The sequence below is a fragment of the Oscillibacter sp. PEA192 genome, assembly GCF_003574015.1.
In the GTDB taxonomy this organism is placed as follows: domain Bacteria; phylum Bacillota; class Clostridia; order Oscillospirales; family Oscillospiraceae; genus Oscillibacter; species Oscillibacter welbionis.
In genome coordinates this window covers 1,826,471-1,845,063 of sequence record NZ_AP018532.1, presented here as the reverse complement: position 1 = coordinate 1,845,063, position 18,593 = coordinate 1,826,471, and the positions used below count along the sequence as shown (strand labels likewise).

13 protein-coding genes and 1 pseudogene are annotated in these 18,593 nt (G+C 53.5%); 3 read left to right on the top strand and 11 right to left on the bottom strand.

All coding sequences use genetic code 11. From position 1 onward, the window contains the following. Positions 1-15 precede the first annotated feature (15 nt). The 5 genes and pseudogenes from DN611_RS09115 to DN611_RS09100 all read right to left on the bottom strand — a co-directional run bounded on the left by DN611_RS09115 (position 16) and on the right by DN611_RS09100 (position 5,562). Complete coding sequence (locus DN611_RS09115; RefSeq protein WP_025544098.1) at positions 16-1,770, bottom strand: NADH-dependent [FeFe] hydrogenase, group A6; 1,755 nt, start codon at positions 1,768-1,770, stop codon at positions 16-18. Then, positions 1,764-3,602 carry an NAD(P)-binding protein gene (locus tag DN611_RS09110; protein ID WP_119311130.1) on the bottom strand — a complete coding sequence of 613 codons (1,839 nt, stop codon included), beginning with the start codon at positions 3,600-3,602 and terminating at the stop codon, positions 1,764-1,766. Before DN611_RS09110 ends, DN611_RS09115 begins: the two co-directional genes overlap by 7 nt. Positions 3,603-3,651: 49 nt before the next feature. Beyond that, complete coding sequence (locus DN611_RS17005; protein ID WP_276854525.1) at positions 3,652-4,221, bottom strand: hypothetical protein; 570 nt, start codon at positions 4,219-4,221, stop codon at positions 3,652-3,654. 81 nt (positions 4,222-4,302) lie between these two features. Then, positions 4,303-4,539, bottom strand: a pseudogene (locus DN611_RS17000) (4Fe-4S cluster-binding domain-containing protein); the annotation flags it as partial. A gap of 96 nt (positions 4,540-4,635) precedes the next feature. Further along, complete coding sequence (locus tag DN611_RS09100) at positions 4,636-5,562, bottom strand: iron-containing alcohol dehydrogenase (protein WP_025544096.1); 927 nt, start codon at positions 5,560-5,562, stop codon at positions 4,636-4,638. Positions 5,563-6,122: 560 nt separating this feature from the next. Here DN611_RS09100 and DN611_RS09095 point away from each other — a divergent pair. Then, the gene (locus DN611_RS09095) at positions 6,123-7,367 is read left to right on the top strand and encodes an IS110 family transposase (RefSeq protein ID WP_119310534.1); all 1,245 of its coding nucleotides are present in this window, start codon (positions 6,123-6,125) and stop codon (positions 7,365-7,367) included. A gap of 241 nt (positions 7,368-7,608) precedes the next feature. Here the strand turns inward: DN611_RS09095 and adhE are convergent, their stop codons facing one another. The 6 genes from adhE to DN611_RS09065 form a co-directional block, all read right to left on the bottom strand. Then, complete coding sequence (gene adhE, locus DN611_RS09090) at positions 7,609-10,380, bottom strand: bifunctional acetaldehyde-CoA/alcohol dehydrogenase (RefSeq protein ID WP_025544095.1); 2,772 nt, start codon at positions 10,378-10,380, stop codon at positions 7,609-7,611. Positions 10,381-10,404: 24 nt separating this feature from the next. Continuing rightward, complete coding sequence (locus tag DN611_RS09085; protein WP_119311129.1) at positions 10,405-11,667, bottom strand: acetyl-CoA C-acetyltransferase; 1,263 nt, start codon at positions 11,665-11,667, stop codon at positions 10,405-10,407. Positions 11,668-11,698: 31 nt separating this feature from the next. Beyond that, on the bottom strand, positions 11,699-12,103 hold the full coding sequence (locus DN611_RS09080; RefSeq protein ID WP_119311128.1) for a hypothetical protein: 405 nt from the start codon (positions 12,101-12,103) through the stop codon (positions 11,699-11,701). Between the two features lie 35 nt (positions 12,104-12,138). Next, on the bottom strand, positions 12,139-13,275 hold the full coding sequence (locus tag DN611_RS09075; protein ID WP_329757531.1) for a VWA domain-containing protein: 1,137 nt from the start codon (positions 13,273-13,275) through the stop codon (positions 12,139-12,141). A 68-nt stretch (positions 13,276-13,343) separates the two neighbouring features. Then, positions 13,344-14,156: an AAA family ATPase gene (locus DN611_RS09070; protein WP_256264635.1), complete on the bottom strand. Its 813-nt coding sequence runs from the start codon at positions 14,154-14,156 to the stop codon at positions 13,344-13,346. A 272-nt stretch (positions 14,157-14,428) separates the two neighbouring features. Continuing rightward, complete coding sequence (locus DN611_RS09065) at positions 14,429-15,343, bottom strand: LysR family transcriptional regulator (protein WP_119311127.1); 915 nt, start codon at positions 15,341-15,343, stop codon at positions 14,429-14,431. A gap of 275 nt (positions 15,344-15,618) precedes the next feature. On the opposite strand from DN611_RS09065, the gene DN611_RS09060 reads away from it, so the two are divergent. Both DN611_RS09060 and DN611_RS09055 read left to right on the top strand, forming a co-directional pair. Continuing rightward, positions 15,619-17,136 carry an acetyl-CoA hydrolase/transferase family protein gene (locus tag DN611_RS09060; protein ID WP_025543324.1) on the top strand — a complete coding sequence of 506 codons (1,518 nt, stop codon included), beginning with the start codon at positions 15,619-15,621 and terminating at the stop codon, positions 17,134-17,136. A 34-nt stretch (positions 17,137-17,170) separates the two neighbouring features. Continuing rightward, on the top strand, positions 17,171-18,550 hold the full coding sequence (locus DN611_RS09055) for an aldehyde dehydrogenase family protein (protein WP_036626637.1): 1,380 nt from the start codon (positions 17,171-17,173) through the stop codon (positions 18,548-18,550). The last annotated feature ends 43 nt before the right edge of the window (positions 18,551-18,593 follow it).

The following is an 18,593-nucleotide window of genomic DNA, read 5'->3' as shown; positions in this document are numbered from 1 at the left end:
ATGCAAAATTACTATCTAATTAGAGTCCAACCATATACCTTTTTCCACAACCTCCCATGTTGTATGATCTGTATGGAGCAGGTGGTGGGACTTCTTTCCCAGCGGACGCTCCAGGAACTCTTGGTAGAGAGACTGAATCTCCGGATTCTCGTGGGAAAACCGGATGGTGGCCTTCTGATCCAGCTTCCACAGGGCATCTTCCCGCTTCCCGGCCAACTCCTCTCCGTCGTGGATGGGCTGGCCGCCGCCTCCTGCGCAGCCGCCGGGGCAGGCCATCACCTCCACGAAGTCGTAGCGGCCCTGCCCGCTCTCCAATGCCTTCATCAACTTCCGGGTATTCCCCAGCCCTGAGACCACCGCCACCCGGATCTCCCCGGCACCTGGAATGGAAAAGACAGCTTCTTTCCACGGTTTGTTTCCCCGGACAGCCGTGAACGCGTCCGGATCTGGGTTCTCCCCGGTGACGAGATAGTAGGCCGAGCGTAGGGCCGCGTCCATGACGCCGCCGGTGGCGCCGAAGATCACTGCCGCCCCGGTGCCGGTGCCCAGGGGGCTGTCGAACGCCTCTTCCGGCAGGTCCCCCGGCTGGATGTTGTCGCTGCGGAACAGCCGGTCCATCTCCCGGGTGGTCAGCACCGCGTCCACGTCCGGATCACCGCAGGCGTCGCGCATGGTGGGCAGAGCGCACTCGCTCTTCTTCGCCATGCAGGGCATGATGGACACCACGAACATCCGGTGGGGATCGACGCCGATCTTCTCCGCAAAGTACGTCTTTGCCACCGCGCCGAACATCTGCTGGGGCGATTTCGCCGTGGACAGGCAGTCCACGTAGTGGGGGAACTGGGATTTAATGAAACGCACCCAGCCGGGGCAGCAGGAAGTGAACATGGGCCAGTGATAGCGGTCCCGATGGGTGAACCGCTCCAGGAACTCACTGCCCTCCTCCATGATGGTCAGGTCCGCAGAGAAGTTGGTGTCAAAGACATAGTCGAAGCCCAGCCGCCGCAAAGCCGCCACCATCTTCCCCGTGGCCGCTTTCTTTCCGGTCAGGCCGAAGGACTCCGCCCAGGCCACCCGCACCGCCGGCGCGATCTGCACTACCGTGGTGATTTCCGGGTCCGCCAGGGCGTCCAGTACCTTCACCGTGTCGTCCCGGGCCGTCAGGGCGCCGGTGGGACAGTGGGTGACGCACTGGCCGCAGAAGGTGCAGTCCGAGGTCTTCAGGGTGCGGTTGCCGGAGACGTCCACCGTGGTCCGGGAGCCGGTGCCCGCCAGGTCCCAGATCCCCATGGTCTGGACCTTCTCGCAGATCTGGACGCAGCGCATACACTTGATGCACTTGCTGGCCTGCCGGACCAGCGGCGTGGAGGTGTCCGTATAGCCCCTGGCCACATGGACATGGTAGGGCATCTCGTGGATATTCAGGTCGTTGGCCAGCTTCTGCAGCGGGCAGTTGCCGCTGCGGATACAGGTGGAGCAATAGCTGGCGTGCTGGCTCAGCAGCAGCTCCATATTGACCCGCCGGGCCTTGCGGACCTTGGGGGTATTGGTGTGGACCACCAGCCCCTCCTCCACCGGGGTATCGCAGGCGGCGGCCAGCCGGTCGCTGCCCTCCACCTCCACCACGCACATCCGGCAGGCGGCGATCTTGTTGATGTCTTTCAGATAGCAGAGGGTCGGAATTTTGATCCCGGCTTTCTCCGCCGCCTCCAGGATCGTGGTCCCCGCCGGGACCTGGACCGTCTGTCCGTTGATTGTCAGTGTCACCATTTCTCCTCACGTCCTCCTTTGAACACACCGTAGCCAAAGTGGTCGCACCGCAGGCAGCGGGCGGACTCCCGCTGGGCCTCCTCCAGGGTCATGCCGCACTCGATGCACTGGAAGTCCATCTTCCGCGCTCCGGCCTCCCGCTCTGTGGTGCTCACTCGGCCCCGGGGCGTAAAGTCCGACAGGTGCGGCGCGGGGATCTCCACTTCCGCCTCGATGGTGTGGCAGTAGCCCAGATATTCGTCGATGTTGGCGGCAGCCACCTTGCCTGCCGCAATGGCCCGGATGACGGTGGCGGGGCCGGTGACGCAGTCACCGCCCGCGAACACTCCCTCCATGTCCGGCAGATGGGTGCCGCTGTCCGCCAGGATCGTACCGCCCCGCTGGATCTTAATACCGGACTGCTCGAAGCCGTGGGTCTCAATGCCCTGGCCGATGGCCACGATGATGATATCCGCCGGGACCCGGAGCTCTGGCTGATCCGCGCCGTTGGGACTGGGGCGGCCGTTTTTGTCCGCCTGCCCAATAATTTGGGGCTGAGTCCAGAGGGCGGTCACATGGCCGTCCGGCCCGCTCTCCATCCGCACCGGAGCCTGGAGGGTCAGCAGCTCCGCACCCTCCGCCACGGCGCCCTCCACTTCCTCCGGCAAGGCGGTCATGTCCTCCTGCCGGCGGCGGTAGACGCAGGTCACCTTATCTGCACCTAGGCGGATCGAGCTGCGGGTCACGTCCATGGCCACGTTCCCGCCGCCGATGACCACCACCTGTTTTCCGTGGAAGTCCGGCAGGTCCCCGTCGCCGATCTGCCGCAGCAGCTCCACGGCGGAGATGACGCCCTGGCTGTCCTCCCCGGGGATGCCCGTCCGCTTGTCCGTGTGGGCGCCGATGGAGATGTACAGACAGTCGTACTGTTTCTTCAGCTCTTGGAAAGAGATATCATTCCCCACCTCCACCTCGGTGTGGACCTTGATCCCCAGGGAGAGGATGGATGCGATCTCCGCGTCCAGCAACTCCCGGGGGAAGCGGTAGCTGGGGATGCCGTAGCGGAGCATCCCGCCCAGCTGCTTCCGCTGCTCATAGATGGTGACCTGGTGGCCCATCAGGGCCAGGTAGTAGGCGGCGGAAAGGCCGCCGGGGCCGCCGCCGATGACGGTGACCGTCTTTCCGGTGGGTTTCGCCTTGGGCGGATTTGGCACCTTCCCGGCGTGGTCCACGGCGAACCGCTTCAGGCCCCGGATGTTGATGGCGTCGTCCACCATCTGCCGGCGGCAACGGGCCTCGCAGGGGTGCTCGCAGATGTAGGCGCAGGCTGTGGGGAAGGGATTGTCCTTCCGAATGAGGCGGACTGCGTCGGCATAGCGCCCCTCCCGCACCAGGGAGATATAGCCGGGGATATCCACCCCGGCGGGGCACAGGGCCACACAGGGGACGGGATTCTTCAAACTGCCCAGGCAGCGGTGGCGGAGGATGTGTTCCTCATAGTCGTCCCGGAAGCCGTGGAGGCCCGTCAGCACCAGCTGGGCGGCGTTGACGCCGATGGCGCAGTCCGCGGAGGCCACGATTACCTCCGCCGTGTCCTCGATCAGCTGGAGGATGTCCAGGGACGGCCGTCCGTCCAGGACCTCGTGGAGCAGGTCCGACAGCTGTCCCAGGCCCACCCGGCAGGGCACGCATTTCCCGCAGGTCTGGGCATGGCAGAGGTTCAGAAAGTTCAGCGCCATATCAATAGGGCACAGGCCCGGCGGGCTGGCCTCGATCCGGTGCTCCATGCTGCGGTACAGATGTTCCACCACCATCTGGGCCTTGCTGGGGGTTTTAATATCCAATCGGCTCATGCAAGATCACTCCTGTTGATAAAATCCGCAAAATTTTCGATTGCAACTGCTAAGTCGATCTCGTCAGCCACTTTAAATCATAGGGCTCAAACACGGCCTTTCCATAGGCATCCACATCCAGGGGCGTGCCGTCCCAGTCGGAGTGGATGTCACCTGTCTGCTTAATGAGGATGTCATAGAGGATGTCGTAGGTGACACCGTCCTTGGGATCTGTCTCCACGATGGTGGAGTAGGGTAGTGTCTTGTGATACATCAATTCCATGCCCTTATAGTCGAAGTGGAAGCCGCAACGCATCCGGCAGCCGTCAAGCCCCGTGTACTTGGCCACCCGCTTGAGATCGCGGAGGATCTTGTCGTTCTCCTCATCATACAGGTTCTCCTGAGTGGTGGCGGTGTAGTCGAAGCGAAACTGAATGGAGGCTCCGGGGATCTTCCGAAACCGCTCCAGATAGGGCACCAACTGATCCACCGGATAGTTTTCATAGAGCACGCAGTTCACCCGGAAGGGCACCGGAAGCTTGGCCAGCAGGGAGTCGTTGGACTCCACCACATAGTGCTGAAGATGGCGAGAAACATTGATGCAGGCAATTTTTCTCATGTTCCGTTCAATAAAGTCCAACACTGTCTCCTCCGGCTGATCTGTGGAAACCGGAAGTGTAGTGTTGATGTATATTTTGTGGGTCGGTGGTACCGCGTCCATCATTATCTGAAATGCTTCCAAATTCGCAAAGGGCTCTCCCCCTGTAAAAACGAAATCACAGCGAGGAGATATATTGTCCATTCGACCGATACTCTCACAGATTTTCTCTAGTGAGAAGCCCGTCATGTCTGCATACTCTTCTTTGTTGATGCAGAAAGGACAGTGGTTTTTGCAGTCATAGGGGACAAAGACAGTCACCGTAGCGCCGCGCTCTCGCGTCTTATAGGGATGATTCATCTTGAAAGCCTTCTTTCTATGGATTTGGGAACGCCGGCTGCCGCATTACGGCAGCCGGCGTCCTGTTGGGAGTAAAAAGAGGATTTCTCTTGACAATCACAACATAGCCAAAGCGTCACAGTTGGCCAAAAAAGCGCGGCAATCATGGAAGCCCAGTTGCTCGGCAAGATTGGCGCAGCGGATATCGTTATCACCGGTAGGCCGTTCCTCATTGGTGGGAAAATTGGGCAGATCCGTTGTCACAGTGTCCAACACACTGCCACAGGCCGCGCCGACCAGTGCCGCCGCATTGTGTAGATGTTCCCTGGCGGCGGGATTGCCGTGCATGGCGGCTTTCGTGTCTTTCAGCAGCAGAGAAATGGCATCCACCAGCAAACCGTTGGTAAATTCTGTGCAGTTGGGGTCCAGATAAGTACGGACCGCGAAGGAGAGGACCTTCAGGGCACCGTTCTTAATTCCTTCTGCTGTCAACCACTGAGTAAAATCAGCGTCTGTAATGGATAGTTCAGGCAGCAAATAGATGCTTTTAAGCACACGAATCTCGCCCTCATCGTCCTTTAGCACGGCGAAGGGAGAGGTCTGCGCACCGCTCGTACAATCTGCGGCTATCAGAACCAACTTCGCTTTGTCACAAGCAGGAATCAGGTGGGAATCGTCGGCAGCGGCCGTCAGATCCAATTCGGAGTCGACATACAGTGCCAACAATGCCTTAGCTGCGCTCAGAGCATTTTCACCGCCCACACCCAAAATGACATCAGGCTGGAATTCGTTCAACTTAGGCAGTGCACCCCGGAGGTCTTCATAAGAGACCGTCTCACCAATGGTGAAGTACTCTGCCACCCGAATTCCCTGATGACGCAGCTGGTCTACCACCGGAGCTGCTACTCCGGCCAGATACAGTTTGGGGTCTGTTATCAACAGCGCACGATTACAATGATAGATATCGCTCAACTCCCGCAACGCCACAGGAGCAGATCCAGTTTTAAAATAGATCTTTTTCGGCAGGTTCAGCGCTTGCTTCATAATTCACCTCTAGTTCCTACATTATTCATGCAAAAAATCCCGAAGTAATCAGGAAATATCTCAAAAAGCTAAACCTTGATTCTCAACAGATAAGAAAACTTGATAAACTCAGAAGTCTTGCAAATGTTGAGAGATGTTTGAAGTATGACGCAATCTAATACCTTGATGGCAAGCTGGACGAATCGAAAGGATTCACGTTCGGTTTAGAGTGGAGGAAAATCCAGCGATAACATCAAAGGATTATCCATCTTTATGACCATTCCTTTCCGCTGCGCTCCAAGGCACCAAAGGGAATGAAACCGAAGTACCTCTGACGCAACTTATCTAAATTTGTTAGACTGTACTTGAGGAAGCAGGCACACTACAGAGCACGTGGAGGTGAGTAGGCCCAGCCCTTGCTGGACTGAATCTTTATGTGTGCCGGACGCTCTTTCAAGCACCAATGAGTAGGGCTTTGCACCCTGTAACCTTATCTTTGGAGAGACGGACTACTTCAATCTTTCAGTGGGCGTCCAGTCCCTGCCTGTTCCCTCAAATACACTGTTTCGAGGGGATGTGTTATGCTCAAAATCGTTTATCGTGTCTGCTGCGGGATGGACGTCCACAAGTCCTTTGTCGTTGCCTGTATTGCTTCTACCACTGAGTATGGAGTAACAACCTACAAGAGCAAGCGTTTTTCCACCTTCACTGGGGACCTACGCCGTTGTGCAGCCTGGTTGGCTGAGAATAGCTGCAAAGATGTGTGCATGGAATCCACGGGAAAGTATTGGATTCCCATCTACAACATTCTGGAGCCAACCTGTAATATCGTTCTTGCTCATCCGAAATACGTGAAAGCGATTCGGGGCAAGAAGACCGACAAGCGAGACGCCAAGTGGATCGCAGACATCTTCAAGCACGACCTTGTCGCCGGAAGCTTTATCCCACCGGCAGATATTCGCCAGCTTCGGGATTTGGTTCGTTATCGTTGGAAACTTACCAACTTCACTACCGGCGAGAAAAACCGGGCACAGAACTGCCTAACCGTTTCCAATATCAAGTTGGATGATGTGTTCTCAGATGTGTTCGGCAAAACCGCCTCTGCAATTACGACCAGGATTTTAGAAAATCCAGCTGAGAAAATTACGGATGTTTCCGGTTTCCGCACCAAAGGCATGAAAGCGACCAATGAACAGGTGCTCGCCGCTGTGGACGGAGAGATGTGTGAAGAACAGGCTGAAAAGCTCCGCATCATCCGTTCCCACATGGATAGTCTCCAACTGTGCAAACTTGATTTGGAATCACTGATTCTGGCAACTGCTGAGAAATATCTTCCTCAACTGGGCCTTGTTATGACGGTGCCGGGTATCCAATCCTTTACCGCAATCGGCATCATTTCCGAAATCGGAGTGGATATGTCCGTGTTCCCCACCTCGAAGCATCTTTGCTCCTGGGCTGGGCTTACGCCGCAGAACAACGAAAGTGCCGGGAAGAAGAAAACCACCAGAATCAGCCGGGCCGGAGCCTACATCAAACCGCTGCTTGTTCAGTGCGCCCTCAATGCGGTTCGTGCCAAGAAATTCCCAGAAGTCCGCAATCGCTACCTTGCTCTCAAGAAACGCCGTGGACACAAGAAAGCAATCATCGCCATTGCCAGAATGCTCCTTACAGCTATTTACAACATTCTCAAGAAAAATGAGTCTTACAATCCTGAACTTTACCGGCAGACAGACCGACCTCCAGCGCACCGTGAGGTTTCCGTGGCGGAAGCCATCTTCATTCTCCAGCGGCAAGGTTATCTGGTAGCTGCTCCACCTACGCCATAGACTTTAAGCATACCTTCGTTTTTCGCCCACTTTTAGTGGGCTTGGTTTTGTGCGCCCTTTTCGCAATGGTGCTTTGACTACAATGTTTCAACCTTATTTTTCCTATCAAAGCTCCCGTTCCGTGGATATCAGGCACTCTGAAATGAATATACGCCTCACAAGATTTGTGGGCGGGGCCGGTGCCGTAGCACCGACCCCCTGAATGGTGAAAGAAGTGCAAAGCGTGTTAAGCAGGTAGCGGTTAGTTGAAGCCACCAGTTTTGTCTACGCCCAAATCGGCGCTGAGGCCCATGGGATAGGCGGCGTGGGTTTCAGTGGGCAGGCTGACTTCCACTTCCCAGATATTACCGTACTTCTCGGCGTACTTCTTCTCGCCATAGAAAGCCTTCAGGTAGCAGCCTTTCAGCTCGCCAATGGTGGGGTATACGGGGTTGCAACCGGTGCAGGCATCGTGGAATGCCCACTCCGCCATCTGGTCCACAGCGGCTAGGAACTCGGCTTCCCACTCCTCGGCACTCTTTTCGGGATGGGCTTCCAGCAACCAAGCTAGGATGGTCTCGGGGATGTCGATATCCTTCTTCAGCTGCTCGCAGGCCTTGATCCAGTTTTCAAAGGTCTGCTCATCGGTCTTACCCTTGACACCGATTAACTCGCCCAACTCCACATAGCGCTCAAAGGCCTGGGGATACTTATACTGCGAAAAAGTGCCCATCTTATAGGGATGACGCTGTGCATTGAAGCGGCAGACGAAGGGGAACAGCAGAGCGTTGGCGGTGCCGTGGGGGATGTGGAACCAGCCGCCCAACTTGTGGGACAGAGAATGGTTAATGCCCAGGAATGCATTGGCGAACGCGATACCGGCGATAGCAGAGGCATTGGCCATTTTCTCACGAGCCACAGGATCGGGCTTCGCATCGTGAAATGCGGAGCGATAGGCACGGGGCAGGTAATCAAAGACCATTTTCGTGGCGTCGCGGCACATACCGTTGGTGTATTCGGTAGCGAAGGTGGAGACATACGCTTCCACAGCGTGGGTCAACACGTCATAGCCGGAGGCCTGAGTGGCTCTGGGAGGCAACTTCATCATATTATCAGCGTCGATGATTGCCATTTCGGGCATCATCTCATAGCCAATCAGAGGCCACTTCATTCCAGTGTTGGCATCGGAAATGATGGTGAAGGGTGTACATTCGGATCCGGTACCAGCGGTGGTGGGGATGCAGACCAGCTTGGCTTTCTTGCCCATTTGCGGGAAGAAACGGATTCTCTTACGGATATCCAGGAAGATGGTGGCCATGTCCAGGAAGGCTTCTTCGGGATGCTCGTACATGATCCACATGATCTTCGCAGTGTCGATGGCGGAGCCACCGCCCACGGCAATGATGACATCGGGCTGGAACTCATGCATCTTGGGCAAACCCTTCATAGCGTCCTGGATTTGGGGATCGACACGGATATCGAAGAACTCGGCAGTCTCAATGCCAGAGTCACGCAGTTGGTTAATAATGGCGTCGCAGGCACCCAGCTGATACAGAGTGGAGTCGGTGATAATGAAAGCGCGTTTGAAGTCATAAACTTCCTTCATCTCCCTCAGAGCCACGGGGGTGCAGCCGGTTTTGAAATAGACCTTCTTGGGTAACTGAAGCCAGAGCATATTTTCTTTGCGCATGGTCAGGACCTTGATATCCAGCAGTTGTTCGTAGTTGGTGTTGCCCATGTAAGCAGAGTGACCGACGGCGCCAGGTCCCAAAGTCAGAGAGGGAGCAATGTCGAAGTTGTACAGGTCACCGATGCCGGCAAAGGAAGTGGGCTGGTTGATGATGACGCGGCCAGCTTTCATACGCAGACCAAACTTGGTAATCTTCTCTTCCTCGGCGGGATCGATGTACAGGGCAGCAGAGTGACCGGCACCGCCTTCCAGCACCAGCTTGTAGCAAATGTCATAGGCCTCGTCCAGCGTCTCAGCCTTGTACATGCCCAGCAGGGTAGTCAGCTTCTCGTTGGCCCATGCGCAGTCGTGAGAGGTGTCGTCGGTCTCATAGATCAGGACCTTGGTGTCATAAGGAACGTCGATACCAGCCATTTCTGCGAGGCGGTTGGCAGTCTGGCCAACCGCGCCCGGCTTAACGCCGTGGGTCTTGGAGTTAAAGAAAACTTCGGCAACCTTGGCGGCCTCGTCATCTTTCAGGAAGTAGCAACGGGCTTCCTTCAGTAACCGTTTGACCTCATCGTACACACTAGCCAAAACAGTGATGTGTTGCTCAGAAGCGCAGATCATACCGTTATCAAAGGTTTTGGAGTGGATGATGGATTCCACGGCCATGCGCAGATCCGCCGACTCATCAATGACCACGTTACAGTTACCGGGGCCGACGCCGATAGCGGGGGTACCGGAAGAGTAAGCGGCCTTCACCATGCCGGAACCACCGGTGGCCATGATGAGATCCACGTTCTTCATCAGGTAATCGGAAATTTCCAGAGAGGGGACTGAGACCCAGCTGATGACGTGTTCGGGAAGCCCTGCTTCAATAGCGGCATCGCGAATGATCTTTGCAGCAGCGATGGAGCAGTTTACAGCGTGGGGGTGCGGAGAGAGAATGATGGCGTTGCGGGTCTTCAGTGCCAGCAACATCTTATAAATGGTGGTGGAAGTGGGGTTGGTGGTGGGGGTGATGGCGGCGATGACGCCTTTTGGAGAAGCAATGCGCATGGTGCCGAAGGCCTTGTTTTCCTCGATCACGCCGCAGGTCTTCTTATTGCGCATATAATTCCATACATGCTCGGAGGCGTACTGATTCTTAGTAACCTTATCCACCATGATACCGTAACCGGTCTCCTCACAAGCCATCTTGGCCAGAGGAATGCGCATTTTGGACACGGCCATGGCGGATTTTTCACAGATGGCATCTACCTGTTCCTGGCTAAATGTGCTGTAGAGCTCTTGTGCTTTACGGATAATGGGGAGCGCCTGTTCCAGTGTTTCAACCGAGTTGATCGTCAGCGGGGTAGACATTCTTCTTGTCCTCCTTTTTTGTAATTACATTCTGCATTTTTCTAGCACGACAGCGGTTCCCATGCCGCCGCCGATGCACAGGGTAGCCAGGCCCTTCTTGGCCTCGGGCCGCTTCTGCATCTCGTGCAGCAGGGTCACGATGATCCGGGCACCGGACGCGCCGACGGGGTGGCCCAGGGAGATGGCGCCGCCGTTGACGTTGACCTTGCTCATGTCAAAGCCCAGCTCACGGGCCACGGCGATGGACTGGGCGGCGAACGCCTCGTTGGCCTCCACCAGGTCGATATCGTCGATGGTCACGCCGGCCTTGGTCATGGCCTGACGGGAGGCGGGCACGGGGCCGACGCCCATGATCTTGGGATCCACGCCGCCTTGGCCCCAGCCGATCAGCTTGGCCATGGGCTTCAGGCCGTACTTCTCCACAGCCTCACCGGAGGCCAGCACCAGTGCGGCGGCGCCGTCGTTGATGCCGGAGGCGTTGGCGGCAGTCACGCGCTGCTGACCCTTGTCGTCGGTCTCCTGGATGCCGGTGGGCTCAAAGGTGTGGACCACCTGGGGATTGGGGGACTCGGGCCCCACGGGGAAGGCGCCCTTCAGCTTGGAGATGCCCTCGGCGGTCACGCCGGCACGGGGGAACTCGTCCACCTTGAACTCCACGATGTCCTTCTTGACCTTCACGGGCACGGGGACGATCTCAGCCTCGAACTTGCCAGCCTTCTGGGCGGCCTCGGTCTTCTGCTGGGAGGAGGCGGCGAACTCGTCCATCTCCTTGCGGGTGATGCCCCAGATGTCCGCGATGTTCTCAGCGGTGGTGCCCATGTGATAGTTGTTGTAGGCGTCCCACAGGCCGTCCTTGATCATGGTGTCGATCATCTGGGTGTGACCCATCCGGGCGCCGTAGCGGCCGGTGGGAACGGCGTAGGGAGCGGCGCTCATGTTCTCAGTGCCGCCGCAGACAACCACGTCGGCGTCGCCGGCCAGGATGGAGCGGGCGCCCTCGATCATGGACTTCATGCCGGAGCCGCAGACCATGCCCACGGTGTAAGCGGGGACGGAATAGGGGATGCCGGCCTTGATGGAGGCCTGGCGGGCCACGTTCTGGCCCTGGGCGGCGGTCAGGATGCAGCCAAACATGACCTCATCCACCTGCTCGGGCTTCACGCCGGCACGGTTCAGAGCCTCTTTGATGACGATGGCACCCAGATCGACGGCAGGGGTGTTCTTCAGCGCGCCGCCAAAGGAACCAATCGCGGTTCTGCAGCAATTCACAACATAAAGATCTCTCATTCCATTAATCCCTCCAACTAATTTAAATGTATCAAATTGCCACGCAAGTTTGATTCATGGTAAAAGTGCCGTTACAGATCAAAGTACCTTTTTGGTCGGTAATTTTAAAGTCAAAAACACGAATGGACTGCAGTTGTAACATCTCTCTCGCATTTGCGGTTAGTCGATCATCAACGTGTGCATTATTCAAAAGTGTAAAGCTAAAGCTGACAGTCTCTGCATTGTATCCATGTGAAGCAGCTGCTGCAGTACAGGCTGCATTCGCCAAATGAAAATAGAGACTGTTATTAGGCGTTCTGTCGATATCCAAGTCTTCTTTTTTAACAGTTTTTTCGACTTGTGCGTAGCCTTCCTGCATTTTTTTGATACAAATCCCTTGATTGCAAAAAGCATACTCACAGTTGAGCTGGTTCCGCAAACAGTTGTAATAATCCATATATTCGCTCCACTCCACATATATAAATCGTCATTTTACTGTCTAACTAGAAGGCACTTCATCCCTGCTTCCAACCCATTTGCAGAAAGATGAAACATCTGAAAAATATCAGCCAGTTCAACCTGCGTTTGCGTCCAATAGCTTGCCTTCTCAGGAATCGTTTCTGGATTCAGCCAAATTAAATAGGGGTACTGTTTGCGAAACAATAATAGCCATTCGTAACTGGAGCGCATATATGTTCCTGTTCCCCAAACAAACTGTTTTTCATGGAGTTCATTTGGGTTCATTGCTGCGTCACTTACTATTATGACTTTATAACTGCTGTCAAAATTCTCCAGAATCCATTCGGTAGAAACCGCATCTACATACCAAAGACGTGGCTCTGTATAGAGATTAGATCCAATACTGTTATGAAAATAATAAGTATGCAATTCCTTGAAATAGTTAGACTTGGTAGCAGCTTGGAATAACATGCTACAAAGATTTGAGTAATATTCCATGGAACCGCCGGAATCCATCAGTAGTAAAACCTTGACATTGTTTTTGCGCGGAGGACGAGTCTGCATCTTCAAAAGACCGCCGTTTTCGCAGGTGTCGTGGATCGTGGCATCGATGTCCAATTCCCGCTCGGAACTATCAATCTGAACAGACAACTGGCGTAAAGTTCGAAAAGCCATCTGAAATTGCCGAGTATCCAGTTTGTTGTCCCTGCGGAAATCTCTGAACTTTCGCTCGCCTGCAACACTCATTGCGGTACGGTGCATGGATTCTCCCCCAATACGGATACCATTCGGATTCCAGCCACTGTTACCCCATGGGGTGAAGCCTTGAGTTCCAATCCATCGTCTGCCTCCGTTATGTTCATCATCCTGTTCCTTCAATCGTCTTTCAAGACCGCGCAGAAGGTCTTCCATGTGTTTATCTGTAAAACCGCCTTCTGCCCGCAGTTCTTCAATGGAACGCCTCAAATCATCAGCAGGAGTATTCAACCAACTCAAAAATTCCTTGGGCAGTTCACCATTGAAGGGAACATCCTTGAAAAACTCCGTGAATGCTTGATCAAATCGGTCAAACTCAATCTCACTTTTCAAAAGAACCGCACGACAAAGTTGATAGAACCCTATTAAAGAGGAACAATGTAAGCCCTTCTCTATTCCATCCAAAAGAGTCATCCACTCATTAGGAGATATATCCAATCCTCTTTGCCTTAACAAATAAAAAAAACTAAGAAACATGTGATTTACCGTTTTTGCTTCCGCAGCGTTTGCAAATCCTTATCTTTCTTCAGCAGCACACCTGCAAACGGCATATTGTCCTCAATGAGCTTCGGGTCCACGTCCCCTGCCACCAATGCCCGGATCCAGTCCACCAGTTCGGATGTGGAAGGCTTTTTCTCAATACCCCGCAGCTCGCGAAGCCGATAGAACGCCGCAAGGGATTGCTTTATTAGTTTTTCCTCCAGATTGTCGAAGTGCACCCGCAAAATAGCTTCCATCTGAGCCTGATCCGGGAACTCTATGTAGTGGAACACGCAGCGGCGCAAAAATGCGTCGGGCAGTTCTTTTTCTGCGTTAGAGGTGATTACAACGATGGGCCGCTGCTTGGCCTTGATGGTCTCTTTAGTCTCAGGAATGTAGAATTCCATTTTGTCCAACTCCCAGAGCAGATCGTTGGGGAATTCCAGATCGGCCTTGTCGATCTCGTCAATGAGCAGGACCACCTGCTCGTCGGAAGAAAACGCTTCGCCCAATTTGCCTAGCTTGATATATTTGGCGATATCGTCCACGCCCTGACCGCCGAATTGACTGTCGTACAAGCGCTGCACCACATCGTAGACATAGAGACCGTCCTGGGCCTTGGTGGTAGACTTCACGTTCCAAATGATGAGCCTTTTACCCAGCGCGTCCGCCACGGCCTGGGCCAGCATGGTCTTGCCGGTGCCAGGTTCACCCTTGATAAGCAACGGCTTTTGCAACGCTACGGCGATGTTGACGGTCATCATCAGCTCCGCCGACGCAACGTACTGATTGCCTCCTGTGAAAACCATTTCCATATTACTTTTTTATCCTTCTTTGCATCATTCTACTTTGCTTTTTTATGCGAACTGCTACTTATAGTATGCAAGAGACGCTATAAAAAGTCAATCGTTAGTTTCTACTTTCATTCTCAGAAAATTTTACGTTGGCATCATTTTTTTTGATACCATTTACAAATGAACGGGCAAATAATTGCAGAAAAATACCGCATTTCGCTGTACACTGATCTTGCGAGACGGTGCCTCTGACATATCTCGCCTTTGCATAAGTACATCTGCAAAATGTATATTTATGCGTGGCATTCTCGTTGTATGACTGTGAGTCCCGTATCGGAACCGAAATCCACTTTTGAGATATAAGACATAAACGATTTCAGAGAAGACGAGACATATCGTCCCGCCTGCCAGAAAACATGGGTCTCCAAAAAAATATCCTCTTCAAACGGGATATGGACGATATCTTCATTGTCATTGAACAGACCGTCATAGATGATTGCCGCGGCACAGTCCACACGGAGCATATATTTGAGCGTTGTAAGCTGATTGGACTGCATAACGATGTTCGGCTTTTCCGACGCAAGTATCTCGTTGATCAAGCTATACAGATAGGAACCCTTAACGGGCGTGACCAGAGGAATGCTCTCCATCTGAGCAATTGATATCGCTTTGTGCCTATGTACAAGTTCACTGCCTCGATTGACAGCCAGAGTCAGTTTGGTCGTAAAAAGGCAACGCGAATTGCACGTAAAGGTCTTGGAACGGCATACGCCAATCAGACAATCTAACTGAGAGCTGTTCAGTTTGTTAAGCCCGTCGATCAATCCGACCTCTACGATTTCTAACCGGATATTTGGATGCTGCACCGAAAATTCCGGAAAAAGCTTTTTGGTGATGATCGTGCTGAGGAACGGCGGAATACCAACCCGTATTTTTGTGTATCTGCTGCTGGCAATATCGTACGCACTTTGGCAGTAATCGTCGAAGGTTTTCAGGAACTCCTCCGTCAGATCCTTGAATCCTTCTCCCACGACCGTCAGCCGTAGTCGGTTATTCACACGATCAAACAGCTTTGCTCCAAGCTCTTTTTCGAGATTATTGATTGCAGCGGTTATCGACGGCTGTGAAATATGGCACACTTCGGATGCTTTGGTTATACTGCCATATCTACACGTTTCTAGAAAATATTGTAAATGGTTCAGATTCATAAGTGTCCTTTCCGGACGTAGTCCTAATCCAACAACCACGCTTTCTTTGATGACAAGTATATGTGAGATTTATACAAAAAGCAAGCAACACAACCGCGCTTTTTTATATTAAGCGCATTGATTTTTTCTATGACTGTCTCAGTTTTTCCTATTTTTATTCTGCGTTTAGTTGTGCTATTTTTCAAATAAGCCTAAAAGTTTTCGTTAAAAAAAGGACAAAATTTCTGCGTGTATTGTGCAGAAAGAAAATTTGGGCAAGTTAGGCAGGTGGAGAAATGAACAACAAAAATGAAAGTACTTTAGCAGCAAGACTTCGCAACGAGCGGGCGTTTTCTCTCCTCATGACGGCGGATGCTGCGGCTCAGTTGGTCAAAGACGGCATGACCATCGGCGTCAGCGGCTTTACTCCGTCTGGCTATCCCAAAGCGGTACCCCTTGCACTGGCTGAACGAGCCAAGAAAGGCGATAAGTTCAAGGTCGATCTCTATACCGGCGCATCTGTTGGTCCCGAGATTGACAGCGCATGGACGGAGGCAGGTATCATCCGCAGGCGTTTCCCTTATCAGACGAACGCCTCACTCCGCAAGGATATCAACGGTGGGAAGGTCGCGTATGCGGATATGCACCTTTCGCAGTGTGCCCAGCTTATCAGCTCTGGTGCTCTGAAACCTGTGGATATCGCCATTGTTGAAGCGTTGGCCATCACCGAAGACGGCGACATCATTCCCACGACCGCTGTCGGCAATACCCCCACCTATCTGCTTCAGGCAAAGAAAGTTATCGTGGAGCTGAACACGCGGAAGCCACTGGAACTGGAGGGCATGGCAGATATCATCACGGTTCCAAATCCTCCCAACAGAACGCCTATCAATATCTGCAAGGTATCTGACCGCGTTGGCACTACATACATGAAGTGCGGTTTTGATAAGATCGCCGCCATCGTTGTGACAGACCTGCCCGACAAGACCCGGCCATTCAGTCCGCCGGATGATGTCTCGCGCAAGATCTCCGAGAATATTATCGCTTTCTTTGAGCAGGAGGTGGCCGCCGGCAGACTGACCAACTCCCTGTTGCCTCTGCAATCGGGTGTGGGCAATGTGGCGAATGCTGTGCTTTCCGGTCTGCAAAACTCCCGTTTTGAGCATTTGACCTGCTATACCGAGGTCGTTCAAGACTCCATGCTGGACCTCATTCGGAGCGGAAAGGTCGATTTCGCCTCAACTACGGCACTCAGTCCCTCTCCCGAGGCGCTGGAAAAATTTCTGGGCGAGGTGGACTTCTTCAAGGATAAAATTCTTTTGCGTCCCCAGGAGATCAGCAACAGCCCCGAGGTTGCCAGACGGCTCGGTGTCATCGCCATGAACACCGCCATCGAAATGGATATTTACGGCAACGTCAACTCCACTCATATCATGGGGTCCTCCATGATGAACGGCATCGGCGGCTCCGGCGACTTCTCTCGCAATGCAGCGATCACCATTTTCAGTGCCCCATCTACCGCAAAGGGCGGCAAGATTTCTTCTGTTGTTCCCATGGTTTCCCATGTGGACCATACGGAGCATGAAGTCATGGTTCTGGTGACGGAGCAGGGATTTGCCGATCTGCGCGGCCTCAGTCCCAAGGAGCGCGCTGTGAAGATTATTCAGAATTGTGCGCATCCCGATTTTAAAGATGCGCTGATGGATTACTTTGAGCGAGCCTGCGAAGGGAATCCCTCACATACTCCCCACATTCTTAACGAAGCGCTCTCATGGCATATCCGTTTCCAGAAGACTGGTAGCATGAGCGTTTGATAGATCCCACAAAAAAATAATGGAGGAAAAAAGAATGACCGAACACGAACAGAGCGTGCAGTATATCAACGAATATATTGCGAGAGCCCGCGCAGCTCAGGCGGAATTTGAGAAGATGACCCAGGAGCAGGTCGATCTGGCCGTAAAAACCATTGGTAAGGTCGTTTACGAAAATGCGGAGTATCTGGCAAAGCTGGCTGTGGAAGAGACCCGCATGGGCAATGTTGAAGATAAGATCGCTAAGAACAAACAAAAGGCTGGTATTGTTTGGAACAACCTGAGAGGCAAAAAGTCCCGTGGCATTCTTGATACCGATGAAAAAACTGGTATCACCAGGGTTGCAAAGCCTGTTGGTGTCGTAGCCGCCATTACCCCCTGCACCAACCCCATCGTGACTCCCATGAGCAACGCCATGTTCGCCCTCAAGTGCGGCAACGCCATCATTATTACCGCTCACCACAGAGCTGTGGCCTGTAGCGGTAAGACCATTGAGATGATCAATGATGAATTGCGGAAGCTGGGTTATCCCGAGCATCTAATTCAGATACTGGATCAGCACTCCAGAGAGCATACCAGAAATCTCATTTCCTCCGCTGATGTGGTCATTGCCACCGGTGGTGCCGGCATGGTCACTGCCGCATACAGCTCGGGCCGTCCCGCCCTGGGCGTTGGCGCGGGCAATGTCCAGTGCATCATTGACGAGGGCTATGATTACAAAGTGGCTGTTCCCAAGATCATCACCGGTCGTTCTTATGACTACGGTATCATCTGCTCTGGTGAGCAGTCCATCATTTGCCACAAAAAGGACTATGATGCTGTTCTGAAGGAGTGTGAAGCAAATAACTGCTATGTCGTCAGAGACGATAAGGAGCGGGATGCCTTGCGTGCAGCTATTTTTGATGATAAGGGTAAGCCCATCAGTAATTCCGTCGGTCAGTCTGCTGAAACGATTGCTGAAATGGCTGGATTCAGTGTGCCGAAGGGCACCAGGGCCATCGTGGTCCAGCCTGTCGGCACAGGTCTCGTTGATCCTCTGGGCGGCGAAAAAATGTGTCCTGTGATTGCGGCCTATGGCTATTCCACGCTGGAGGAAGGCGTGGATATTGCCCGCCAGAATCTGGAGAAAGATGGCAAGGGTCACAGCGTCTCTTTCCACTCCGATTCTGAGACCAATATCGAGTATGTCGGAAGCAGTCTCTGTGTGTCCAGATTCGTAATTAATCAGGTTTCTGCCAGCTCCGCCGGTGGCAGCTATTTCAACGGTCTGGCCCCCACCAATACATTAGGCTGCGGCTCTTGGGGGCACAATAGCATTTCCGAAAACCTTGACTATAAGCATCTGATGAACGTTTCCCGCATTGCCCGCTTCATGCCGAACAATCACGTGCCCACTCCCGACGAGTTGTGGAAGTAAGCGATTTGTAAAATGTAAATGCCTTTTCCATGAAACCTAATTA

Excerpts from the sequence above, each read along its gene's own strand:
- DN611_RS09115 (WP_025544098.1), bottom strand. The coding sequence starts at position 1,770 with ATGGTGACACTGACAATCAACGGACAGACGGTCCAGGTCCCGGCGGGG.
- DN611_RS09110 (WP_119311130.1), bottom strand. The coding sequence starts at position 3,602 with ATGAGCCGATTGGATATTAAAACCCCCAGCAAGGCCCAGATGGTGGTG.
- DN611_RS09100 (WP_025544096.1), bottom strand. The coding sequence starts at position 5,562 with ATGAAGCAAGCGCTGAACCTGCCGAAAAAGATCTATTTTAAAACTGGA.
- DN611_RS09095 (WP_119310534.1), top strand. The coding sequence starts at position 6,123 with ATGCTCAAAATCGTTTATCGTGTCTGCTGCGGGATGGACGTCCACAAG.
- adhE (WP_025544095.1), bottom strand. The coding sequence starts at position 10,380 with ATGTCTACCCCGCTGACGATCAACTCGGTTGAAACACTGGAACAGGCG.
- DN611_RS09085 (WP_119311129.1), bottom strand. The coding sequence starts at position 11,667 with ATGAGAGATCTTTATGTTGTGAATTGCTGCAGAACCGCGATTGGTTCC.
- DN611_RS09080 (WP_119311128.1), bottom strand. The coding sequence starts at position 12,103 with ATGGATTATTACAACTGTTTGCGGAACCAGCTCAACTGTGAGTATGCT.
- DN611_RS09075 (WP_329757531.1), bottom strand. The coding sequence starts at position 13,275 with ATGACTCTTTTGGATGGAATAGAGAAGGGCTTACATTGTTCCTCTTTA.
- DN611_RS09070 (WP_256264635.1), bottom strand. The coding sequence starts at position 14,156 with ATGGAAATGGTTTTCACAGGAGGCAATCAGTACGTTGCGTCGGCGGAG.
- DN611_RS09065 (WP_119311127.1), bottom strand. The coding sequence starts at position 15,343 with ATGAATCTGAACCATTTACAATATTTTCTAGAAACGTGTAGATATGGC.
- DN611_RS09060 (WP_025543324.1), top strand. The coding sequence starts at position 15,619 with ATGAACAACAAAAATGAAAGTACTTTAGCAGCAAGACTTCGCAACGAG.
- DN611_RS09055 (WP_036626637.1), top strand. The coding sequence starts at position 17,171 with ATGACCGAACACGAACAGAGCGTGCAGTATATCAACGAATATATTGCG.